Annotated in this window: 7 protein-coding genes and 4 pseudogenes; all 11 read left to right on the top strand. The window is 57.1% G+C overall.

From position 1 onward, the window contains the following. Positions 1-438: 438 nt before the first annotated feature. A pseudogene (locus tag PACILC2_RS29345) lies at positions 439-558 on the top strand (tRNA-binding protein); the annotation flags it as partial. Between the two features lie 115 nt (positions 559-673). Next, on the top strand, positions 674-1,387 hold the full coding sequence (locus PACILC2_RS28640) for a hypothetical protein (RefSeq protein WP_307860532.1): 714 nt from the start codon (positions 674-676) through the stop codon (positions 1,385-1,387). Then, the gene (locus PACILC2_RS10695; protein WP_307860530.1) at positions 1,273-2,493 is read left to right on the top strand and encodes a sensor histidine kinase family protein; all 1,221 of its coding nucleotides are present in this window, start codon (positions 1,273-1,275) and stop codon (positions 2,491-2,493) included. Before PACILC2_RS28640 ends, PACILC2_RS10695 begins: the two co-directional genes overlap by 115 nt. Beyond that, positions 2,468-4,072 carry a response regulator gene (locus PACILC2_RS10690; RefSeq protein WP_213528841.1) on the top strand — a complete coding sequence of 535 codons (1,605 nt, stop codon included), beginning with the start codon at positions 2,468-2,470 and terminating at the stop codon, positions 4,070-4,072. The genes PACILC2_RS10695 and PACILC2_RS10690 overlap by 26 nt, the downstream gene beginning before the upstream one ends. Positions 4,073-4,134: 62 nt before the next feature. Beyond that, positions 4,135-5,049 carry a carbohydrate ABC transporter permease gene (locus PACILC2_RS10685; protein ID WP_213528840.1) on the top strand — a complete coding sequence of 305 codons (915 nt, stop codon included), beginning with the start codon at positions 4,135-4,137 and terminating at the stop codon, positions 5,047-5,049. 6 nt (positions 5,050-5,055) lie between these two features. Further along, positions 5,056-5,892, top strand: coding sequence for a carbohydrate ABC transporter permease (locus PACILC2_RS10680; protein ID WP_213528839.1), 837 nt, complete (start codon positions 5,056-5,058; stop codon positions 5,890-5,892). A gap of 158 nt (positions 5,893-6,050) precedes the next feature. Beyond that, a pseudogene (locus tag PACILC2_RS29875) lies at positions 6,051-7,036 on the top strand (ABC transporter substrate-binding protein). After that, complete coding sequence (locus PACILC2_RS26755; protein WP_244863423.1) at positions 6,967-7,368, top strand: type 2 periplasmic-binding domain-containing protein; 402 nt, start codon at positions 6,967-6,969, stop codon at positions 7,366-7,368. The pseudogene PACILC2_RS29875 and the gene PACILC2_RS26755 overlap by 70 nt, the downstream one beginning before the upstream one ends. Positions 7,369-7,499: 131 nt before the next feature. Then, a pseudogene (locus PACILC2_RS10670) lies at positions 7,500-9,148 on the top strand (MGH1-like glycoside hydrolase domain-containing protein). A 97-nt stretch (positions 9,149-9,245) separates the two neighbouring features. Continuing rightward, positions 9,246-10,154, top strand: coding sequence for a glycoside hydrolase family 43 protein (locus PACILC2_RS10665; protein WP_213528838.1), 909 nt, complete (start codon positions 9,246-9,248; stop codon positions 10,152-10,154). A 100-nt stretch (positions 10,155-10,254) separates the two neighbouring features. After that, positions 10,255-10,450 (top strand): annotated as a pseudogene (locus PACILC2_RS26750) (group II intron reverse transcriptase/maturase); the annotation flags it as partial. Positions 10,451-10,586: the final 136 nt, after the last annotated feature.

The raw sequence follows: 10,586 nt of genomic DNA, 5'->3' as shown, positions 1-10,586 counted from the left end.
TATTCCGGTATAACGATTTTCGCTCATTCAGGGGAAAGGATAACTGTAAATTTTTGATCATAGATACTTTTATTCTAATCCAAACCTGTTTTTACAAACAAACGACTCTTTGATGCAACGCTAGTGCGAAAAGCTGCACTTTTGCAGCATTGTTCTTTTATTGTCTCATCTTCAGGATGCCGGCCGCCGCGGAGCCGGAGTAAAGCAAGCGATTTCGGGACTGGTGCCAGTTCACAGCGGGGCTGGAGCGAACGAATAAGGCCCTGGAGCTTCGCAATCAGGCGTACAGCGGTTGGGTGTGCGAGGGAATAGAGTCCTGGCCGTCTATATTCGGTCGGATGACGGTACGGGTTTTGCGCAATAAAGGATTTTCCAAGCGGTACCTTTCTCGGAAGCGCGAAAGGCTGCCATTTGACTTCGAAAATAGATTTCGGCGAGGCAAGACAGATCCCCGGTTTTGCCTTCGAAGTGTTGGTAATCGGAGGTGTTCCGGAGGAAGGTGATGTTGTGCTGGTAAAACCGGATGAACCCGTTAAAAACGGTACGCCTATAGCCTAAAAGAACATTCAGGCATTTTGAGGGACTTGGTTTGACCCGGCCGATGCGGATATAATAGGGGGCACAACACGTTTGCTTTTGTCCGGACGAAGACCGGGCAGAGAGGGGACAAGCCATGTTATACTCGCTTCGAAACCGGCTGATCGCGATCTTCGTACTGCTCTTCGTTTTGTCCTTCGGAACGCTGTCCATTCTGCTTTTTAACCAGTCCCGTTCGATTGTCCGCTCCTATATCGAATCGTCGGCGCTGGAGAAGATGGATGAATACGGGTCGTACATCGATATGCTGCGGACGCAAATCTACGACCTTGCGTCCATCGTTTTCAACAGCGATATTACGCACGACTGGGATACCATCGTCTCCGATCCGAACGCCGCATCCGCTGAAAAATATGTTGCCCACTATCGGTTAAGCCAGTTTTTGACCCAAACGACCAACAGCTATTCGAGCGTAACGTCCGTTACCGTCTACCGGCGGGAAGGCATGTGGGTCAGCAGCGGCAATCAGATCGTGTCCGATCAATCCTTTCTGGAAGACGACTGGTACGAACGCTTTATCCATAACGAGGAATATTGGGTACCGTCCCATCAGGATGCGGCGGAAATTCGCAATCACAATTCGCACCCGGTCGTCAGCATGCTGATGCCGATCGGTTCGTTTCATCCCGCGCAGACGAGGAGCATCATGAAGGTGAACGTGAGCGCGGACGATTTTTGGAACCGCTTAACCGGATTCATCTGGGCGAGAGCGGCACGATCTATTTGCTGGATCAGCATGGCCGGCCGATGCTGTCGCAGGAGGAGTACCACCCGCATGACAGCATGCTGAAACAGGTGGAGGCCATTCGCGCCGGCGGCAAAAAGCAGGGCGTCGTCTATCTCGAAAACGACAACCGCAAAACGGATATTCTCGTGTACAAGAAGCTGCCGCAAACAGGCTGGATGCTCGTCGGGTTCGTCTCCGAACAGGATTTATACGCCCAATTGTTCAAACTGCGAAAAACGATGCTGCTGCTCGCTTCCCTGCTGCTCGTGTTGTCTCTGCTGCTTGCGACATGGCTGTCGCACGGCATCACCAAGCCGCTGTCGCGGCTTGTTCAGTCGATGCGGCACGTTCAACGGGGCGATTTCGAGCATGCTTTAAGCCGCCTGCCTCCGGACAACCGGATACGCAATGAGGTCGGCTTTGCGACTTCGACGTTCCGCACGACGGTCATTCAGCTGCGGAACCATATCAAGAACGAGTTCGAGCTGAAGCTGCTCAGGCAGCAAGCCGAGTACAAAGCGCTGCTGATGCAGATTAATCCGCATTTCCTGTTCAACACGTTGGAGCTGATCAGCAGCCTGACGGTGCAGAAGCGGACGGAGGATACGCTTCGGGTCGTCGAATCGCTCGGCAGGATGATGCGTTTTTCGCTGAAAATAAGCGACGATCTGATCCCATTAGCGGAGGAGCTGAAATACGCGCGCTACTATATGTCGATCTTGCAGATCCGGTTCGGCGACCGGCTCCGCATCGACATGAAGGAGGAGGGGCGGCTGGAACGGATCGCAATCGTCAAGTTCATTTTGCAACCGCTTATCGAGAATGCCGTCAAATACGGCTTCAGCCATCGCCCGGATGTAAGCGTCAGCATACGCGTCCGCCAGGAGGGAGGGCGCGTCAGTCTGACGGTGGCCGATAACGGCCCGGGAATTCCGCCGGAGCTGCGGCGAAAGCTGCTCGAGCAGTCGGCTTCCGCGCAGCCCCATTCGATACTGTCGAGCCGCAGCAGCCGGATCGGCCTCGGCAATGTGCTTGCCCGCTGCCGGCTGTATTACGGTTCCCTGTTCGAAGTCAGGATCGATTCGGCCGAAAGCCTAGGCACGTCTATTGAACTAATCTTGCCCGTACAGGAGGAACAGCAGCATGTATCGCGTCTTGATCGTGGATGACGAACCGGAAATCCGGCAGGGATTGCGGTTGAAAGTGGACTGGGAGAGTATGGGATTTCAACTTGCGGGGGAAGCGGCAAACGGCACGGAAGCGATGGAACGGCTGGCCGACGAAGCGATCGACGTCGTGTTGACCGATATGAACATGCCGGTCATGGACGGCATTTCGTTTCTCGACGCTTGCCGCGAACAGTATCCGCTGCTGCGCCTGATCGTCATTACCGGATACGAGGATTTTCAATACGCGAAGGCCGCCATCCGCAACCAGGCGCGCAATTACTTGCTCAAGCCGGTCGCAAGGGACGAGCTGACGGAAGCGCTGGCGAGCGTGAGGAGCGAGCTGGACGAGCAGCGGCGCCATCGGGATCAGGAGGCGGTCATCCGCTGGCGGTTGTCGCAATATTACAAGGAGATGAAGGAACATTTTATCGTCCGTCTTGTCAAGGACGAACCGGATTCCTTCCGTCTCGACCGGGACCGATCGCGGCTGTTCGAGCTGGAGTCGTGGGACGGCAAGACCGTCCGCTTCATGACCGTCGGCCTTCAGGAGCGGTCCGACGAGGACGCGTCCCCGGAGCGGACGCCGGACAAGTTTCGGCTGCCGCTTGACGCCATCTGCCGGGAATGCGCGGAGCAATTCCGCGATGAGATTCATGTTTTCCGCGACGCGAATTACCCCGGACTGATGCATTTTGTATTGCCCGACAACAAGGAGAGCCGGCAAGCGTTCGCGGAGGCGCTGTCCCGGAACGTGAGCGCGTTTCTCGGTTTCGAGCTCGCCGTCGGCGTAGGGCAGCCGGTGACCGGGTTCGGGCAGTGGAAGGAAGGGTATACGACCTCGCTTCTGGATTGGAGCCTGCACGGCAGCGGCATGCCCGAGGATCTCCGGCGTTCCGCCGGTCAGGCGGCACTTCCGGAGGAGACGGTCAAGGTGATCGGGCGGTATCTGTCGCGCGGCGAGCAGGAAGCGTTCGAGCGGGCGGTCCGCCGCGAGCTGCAAGAAGCGATCGGCATGTCGAAAGCGAGGTTCTACAAAGTTATCTTCCAACTGTACCTGGCCATCGAATCGGTCGCCTCCGATGCGCGCATCCCGCTTGAAAGCGGCGACCAGCTGTGGCTTCGGCCGGAGATCGCTCTCGGCCTCGACTCGACGGAGAAGGCGGTGCAATTTTTGAACCGGCTGGCGCTCAAAATCGTCAACCGGCTGAAAAGCGATTCCGGCGAAGCCGATTCGTCCTTGATCAAGGCGGCGCAAAAGTTTATCGACGACCATTACATGTACGACCTGAATTTGACGATGATCGCGGAGAGGTTCAACTACAATCCGTCCTATTTTTCCGAAATGTTCAAAGCCAAAGTCGGCAAGACGTTCATCCAGTATGTGAACGAGGTGCGCATGAAGCAGGCGGTCCGGCTGCTCGAGGAGACGACGCTCAGCCTTTGGGATATCGCGGAGCTTACCGGATTTTCCAACGCCAGCTATTTCAGCTCGAAATTCAAGCGGATGTACGGGATGACGCCGTCGGATTACCGGCAGCGGGCATCTGTAAAATTTGAAAGCGAAAACCCGAAAAAATAGCATTCATAACGTTTCTTCCCCCTCTTATGATGGAAGTACACCGTACAAGAGGGGGAAGAAAGATGCCAAAGTCACGCCGGCCATTGTCCAACGAGCATAATTTTACGGCTTATCTCTTTTTGCTGCCGTGGCTGATCGGATTTTTTTGCCTGACGCTCGGCCCGATGCTGGGGTCGCTCTATTTTTCATTCACCAGGTACAACCTGCTCAGTCCGCCCGAATGGATCGGGTTTTCCAACTTTGTGAACATTTTTACCGAAGACCCGACGTTTCAAAACTCCATTTCCCTTACCTTTCAATATGTGTTCCTGTCCGTTCCGCTCCGGCTTGCTTTTGCCCTGCTCATAGCCATGATGCTGAACAAGGGGATTCGCGCGCTCGGGCTGTACCGGACGGTTTATTACATCCCTTCGCTGCTCGGCGGAAGCGTGGCCATCGCCATCGTGTGGAGACAAATTTTTGACGGCGAAGGTCTGGTCAACAAGTTTCTCGGCCTGATCGGCATCGAGGGGCCGTCGTGGATTTCCCACCCCGACTACATCATCTATACCATCGTCTCGCTGTCGGTCTGGCAATTCGGGTCGGCGATGGTCATATTCCTCGCGGGACTCAAGCAAATTCCGGCCGATTTGTACGAAGCCGCACAGGTGGACGGAGCGGGCAAGGTGCGGCAGTTTTTCCGCATAACGCTGCCGATGCTCACGCCGGTGCTGTTCTTCAACCTGGTCATGAGCATCATCAACTCGTTTCAGGCGTTTACGCCCGCTTACGTGATCGGCGACGGCCGCGGCGGTCCGCTCGACGCGACGATGTTCTATACGCTTTATCTCTATCTGAAAGGCTTCTCGTTTTTCGATATGGGCTATGCGTCCGCGCTTGCCTGGATTATGCTGCTGATCATCGGGGCGCTCACCGCCGTCCTTTTCGTCACCTCGAAATTCTGGGTCTTCTACGGCGACAGCAAGGAAGGAAGGTAAGAAGCGATGCGATCAAAATCTGTTGCCGCCGCCGTCAAACACGCGGTCATCATTATTGCCGGCATTCTCATGCTGTACCCGGTGCTGTGGCTGGTGAGCAGTTCCTTTAAGCCGAATCATATGATCTTTACCGACACGGGGCTCTGGCCGAAGGCGTTTACGCTGGACAATTACGCGAACGGTTGGAAGGGATTGCAGCACGTTTCGTTCGGACGGTTCTTTGCGAATTCCTGGCTGATCTCGATCATGAGCGTGCTCGGCAATCTGGCGACCTGCTCGCTCGCGGCCTTTGCCTTCGCCCGGCTGAACTTCAAGCTGCGGAAATTATGGTTCTCGCTCATGCTGGTGACGATCATGCTTCCGTATCATGTCACGCTGATTCCGCAGTACATCATCTACGACAAGCTGCAGTGGATCAACACGTATTATCCGCTGATTCTGCCCAAGTGGCTGGCGCACGATTCGTTTTTCATTCTCTTGATGGTGCAGTTCATCCGCGGCATTCCGCGCGAGCTTGACGAAAGCGCAACGATCGACGGCTGCGGCCAGCGGCAAATTTACGGGCGCATTATCTTGCCGCTGCTTGTGCCGGCCCTGATCACGGCTGCGATCTTCACGTTCATCTGGTCATGGGACGATTTCTTCAGCCAAATGATTTACTTGAGCGACATCAAGCTGTTTACGGTGCAATTGGGCATCCGCTCGCTGTTCGACCCGTCAGGCCAGTCCGACTGGGGGGCGCTGCTGGCGATGTCGACGCTGTCGCTTGTGCCGATTACGCTGATCTTCCTGATCTTCCAGCGCTATTTCCTGGACGGCATCGCGACGACCGGGCTGAAGTAGCCGATCCGAAAAAAATAATAATGAACATCCGAAGGAATGAAATTTCGTTTCGGGCAAGGTTATCGTACCATTAGAGCTGCAAGCGATTCCATTCACGACACCTTCGGGGGGGATACAAATTGAAACGTAAGTGGTACATTCCGGTCTTGGCGGCATTGATGGCCATCACAACGGCCTGTTCGGGCGGAACGGGCAGCGGCGGGGCGGGCGGCTCCTCCGAAAATCCGGGCGGCGGCAGCGGGTCAAACAGCGGTTCGTCCGACGGCGAACAGGTGGAGCTGCGCATGATGTGGTGGGGCGATCAAAAGCGTGCGGACATTACGAACGAAGCGCTTGAAGTGTTCCAGCAGAAGCATCCGAATATTAAGGTTGTCGGCGAATTCGCCCCGTCGACCGGCTATTTCGACAAGCTGAACACGCAACTTGCGTCCGGAACGGCGCCTGACGTCTTTTTCCTCGGCGGCAACGTCGTCGACTACGCGATGAAGGACGTTCTGCTGGATCTCGGACCTTACGTCGGCAAAGAACTGGACCTGTCGGATATGGATCAATCGATGATCGATTACGGCACGCTGAACGGCAAGCTGGTTCATATCTCCGCCGGCGCGAACGCCCGCGGGATCGTCGTCAACGAGACGATGTTCGAAAAGCCGGCATTCCGGTTCCGCAGGACGGCTGGAACTGGGAAGACTACGCGCGCGTCAGCAAAGAAATTTCCGACAAGCTGGGCAAAGGCTACTACGGCACGTATAACTTCGCGGTCGACGGCCTGGACATCGCGCTGAAGCAAAACGGCAAGCAGCTTTACGATATGGAGAAAGGGACGCTCGGCTTCGAGGAAGCGGACGCGTTGAGATGGTTCCGGTATTGGGACGAGACCTCCAAGGCCGGCGGCGTCGTTCCGGCGGAGCTGCAGGTGTCCAATCCGCCGGGCGACACGAGCAAATCCCTGATCGTAACGGGCAAAGTGGCGATGGGACTCATTCCGTCCAATCAGCTTGCGGCGCATCAGAACCTGACGCAGGACAAACTGACTCTGGTTCAGGTGCCGCGCGGCGAAAAGGTACGGGCGTCGTGTTCGAGTCGAGCCAAGGTCTGTCGGGATATGCGAAGACGAAGCACCCGAAGGAAGTGGCGACGCTGATCAACTTCTTCATCAACGATCCGGACGCGGCCAAAATTCTCGGCAACGACCGCGGCGTGCCGGTGACGTCCAAAAACCGCCAGCTGCTGGAAAGCGGCGCGAGCGAGGTCGATAAAATCGTCTACGACTACACGGGCCGGGTTTCCGAAGCGGCGAAAAAAGAGCCGTTCGCGGTCAGCTACAATCCTCCGGGCTTCTCCGAATATTCCAAACTTGCGGAAACGACGCTGTATGAAATCGGCTTCGGCCGCAAGAGCGTGGAAGACGCGGTGAAAGATTTCTACAACGGCACGGTCAAGATCTTTAACAACAACCAAAACGGCAACTCCTAATCTCATGTTCCGAAACAGGCTGCCCGGCGGCAGCCTGTTTCGGCATCGGTCGATATCGGTCGGCAGCGGACGAAACCTTCGCCTGAAGGGGCAAGGGGCCTTATTTCATCTTCAAAAGCGAGGCTGCGGAAATGAACGATGTTTTGTTAAAGCGACTTAGGGAACTATCGGTCGACGAAAAGGTCGGGGAGCTGAAAAAGCGTCGGATTCGCAGGCGATGGCGGAATGGCGGCGTTCCGGCGTGCGGTTCGCGGCATCGGAGGGAAGGCTGGAGCAGGTGTACTACGCGGCTCTTCGCAAACTGCTGGACTGCATCGTGCCGACCGGCGGCGGGGAGCCGATCCTGCACGAAGGCGGCATCTATCGCGGCTGCTGGCTGGAGAGCACCGGAACGATCAATGCGGAGCTGCTGTCGCGGTTTATTCCTTCCGTGTCGGAAGCGACTTACCGTTCGTTCGCCGTCCATCAGCGCGAGGACGGGTTGCTGCCGTACAAGGTGACAGAGCAAGGTCCGGCTTACCGGCAAATTCAGCTCGTGTCGCCGCTCGCCCGGAGCGTCTGGAATCATTACGGCCTGCACGAGAGGGACAAAGCGTTTCTCAGGACGATGTACGACGCGATGGCCCGCTACGACGGCTGGCTGGCCGCTTTCCGCGATACGCGCGGCACCGGCTGCGTCGAAGCGTTCAGCACATTTGACACCGGCCACGATTTGTCGCCCCGTTTCTGGCATGTGCCGGATACGCCGCATGCAAGCGATGCGGCGCAGTTCGATCCGGATTCGCCGGTACTGCCGTTGCTGGCGCCGGATCTGACGGCGAACGTGTATTGCCAGCGGCTGTATTTGGCTTGCATGGCGGAAGAGCTCGGCCTGCCGGGGGACGAGTGGCGGGAGAAGGCCCGGCGCAGCCTGGACAGTCTGTTCCGCTACTGCTTCGACGAGAAGGACTTCTTCTTTTACGACCGGGACCGCAACGATGCGTTCGTCAAGGTTCAATCCGACGTGCTGCTTCGGGTCATGGCGTGCGAGGTGGGCGAACGCGACTTTTTCGATCAGATGCTGCGCCGGTACTTGCTGAACACAAGCAAGTTTTTCGCCAAATATCCGTTTACGTCGATCGCGATGGACGATCCCCGGTTCGATCCGTCTTCCGGCTACAACAGCTGGGCCGGTCCGTCCAATTTTCTCAGCCTGATCCGCGCTCCGCATGCGTTCGAGCATCACGGCCGCCATGTGGAGCTGACGTGGGTCATGCAGCCGATCCTGTCCGCGTTTGCCAAGGCGACCCGGTTCGCGCAGACGCTCAGCCCGTGGACGGGAGACGAAGGGTTTACCGAGGCCTACTCGCCTTCGATTCTATGCTTGCTGGACTACGTGGAGCGGCTGTGCGGCATTCTGCCCAGGTCGGATGGCGAGCTGTGGTTCACCGGACTTGTGCCGTATCCGATGGACCACGGGGAGGACGTCACCGGCGAGACGGCGTACGGCCGAACGGTGGAAGGCGTAACCTACGAGCTCATCAATACGCGGGAGGGCTGCGAAATGTACCGCGACGGGGAGCGATGGATACGGTTTCCGAGCGGAATTCGCATCATCACCGACCGCCGCGGGGAGTTGACCGGCATCGTCGGCATGAGCGTGCGGACGGTGGAAGGGCAGCTTCATTATCGCGGCCGGGACATTCCGTTCGCCGTCAAGGGTAACGAGCGGCTGGCTTATGTCGGCGGAGCGTTCGAACGGGCGCTGGACATCGGCATCGTTTACCCGACTTACCGGTAACGGAGCGGGCGGAAATGAGAGGATGCGAGATTAATCAAGCTGATAAGGAGCTTACGATGCCGGAAAGCAAAGAGAAGGGAACAGGAGGGAGATCGGCATGCTTGCCAGTAAAGATGTGCAAATTCGGGACCCGTTCGTCTTCCCCGTGGCGGAGGAAGGAAAATATTATATGTTCGGCAGCACCGACGCCAATATTTGGGGCAAAGGAACGGGGTTCGACGCCTACGTGAGTGACGATCTGCAGCACTGGCATGGTCCTTTCCCCGTGTTTCGCCCGAAAGAGGATTTCTTCTCGGACACGAACTTCTGGGCGCCCGAAGTCTACTTCTATCAGGGCCGGTATTATATGTTCGCCACGTTCAGAAGAAAGGACAACGGCCTTCTCGGCACGGCGGTCCTTGCCGCCGACCGCCTGCTCGGGCCGTTCGAGCCGTACAGCGACGGACCGGTCACGCCGGAAAGCTGGAGCTCGCTCGACGGCAGCCTGTTCGTCGACGAAGAAGGGCAGCCGTGGATGGTCTTTTGCCACGAATGGCAGCAGGTCGGGGACGGGGAAGTGTGCGCCATCCGCCTTAGCGTCGATTTGAATCGGGCCGTTTCGGAACCGGTGCTGCTGTTCCGCGCATCCGAGGCGCCGTGGACGACGCCTTATCTGTCGCCGCGTTATCCGGATCAGGTCAATTACGTGACCGACGGCCCCTATGTGTTCCGGGCTTCGTCCGGCGACCTGTACATGCTGTGGGCGGGGTTTATCGACAATACGTATGCGCTGGGCATCGCAAAGTCCGAGTCCGGCCGGATCACCGGTCCGTGGAAACACGCAGAGAAGGCGTTGTATCAGAACGACGGCGGGCACGGCATGGTGTTCCGCACGTTCGAGGGCAAGCTGATGCTGGCGATTCATACGCCGAACAAGACGCCGCACGAGCGGCCCATTTTCCTCGAAGTGCTGGAAGACGGCAGCCGGATCGTAAGCGTCAAACCCAGTCCACCTGTTCAATCTTAGCCAAGGGCAAAGGTGTCCACCTTGAGATGAGGCGGAAGCTGAAGGGAGCCGCAGGCAAAAGCACGGGCCCAAGCCAAGGTGCACGAACCCAATTCGAGGCAACCGGGCGAACCATGACATTCTCATGGCAGGAGTAGCGCGGAAAGAGGAAGACAAACGCGGTCCTGAAACTGATGCGCGTATATTTGAGCGCTGGAGTCATGATGGTCGGAGTCTGCCGGCGTACAGAGGGAGGAACGCCGCAGGGCGGTCCGTTAAGTCCGCTCCTGGCCAATATTCTGCTGGACGACCTGGATTAGGAATGGACCAAACGAGAGTTGCGCTTTGTCCATTATGCTGACGATTGGCTTGCGGCAAACCGTGTGCTCGACATGCAGGCTTCCATTAAGACCTCCATTCTTCCATTAAAGCCTCCATTCACGATCTAACGAA

This window comes from Paenibacillus cisolokensis, from assembly GCF_018403665.1.
GTDB lineage: Bacteria > Bacillota > Bacilli > Paenibacillales > Paenibacillaceae > Paenibacillus_AH > Paenibacillus_AH cisolokensis.
The sequence above is the reverse complement of the archived record's forward strand: the minus strand, read 5'-3'. Positions and strand labels throughout refer to the sequence as shown.

What these genes read in the sequence shown, in the direction of transcription:
- PACILC2_RS10665 (WP_213528838.1), top strand. Translation starts at nt 9,246, where the DNA reads ATGCTTGCCAGTAAAGATGTGCAAATTCGGGACCCGTTCGTCTTCCCC.
- PACILC2_RS10680 (WP_213528839.1), top strand. Translation starts at nt 5,056, where the DNA reads ATGCGATCAAAATCTGTTGCCGCCGCCGTCAAACACGCGGTCATCATT.
- PACILC2_RS10690 (WP_213528841.1), top strand. Translation starts at nt 2,468, where the DNA reads ATGTATCGCGTCTTGATCGTGGATGACGAACCGGAAATCCGGCAGGGA.
- PACILC2_RS10685 (WP_213528840.1), top strand. Translation starts at nt 4,135, where the DNA reads ATGCCAAAGTCACGCCGGCCATTGTCCAACGAGCATAATTTTACGGCT.
- PACILC2_RS28640 (WP_307860532.1), top strand. Translation starts at nt 674, where the DNA reads ATGTTATACTCGCTTCGAAACCGGCTGATCGCGATCTTCGTACTGCTC.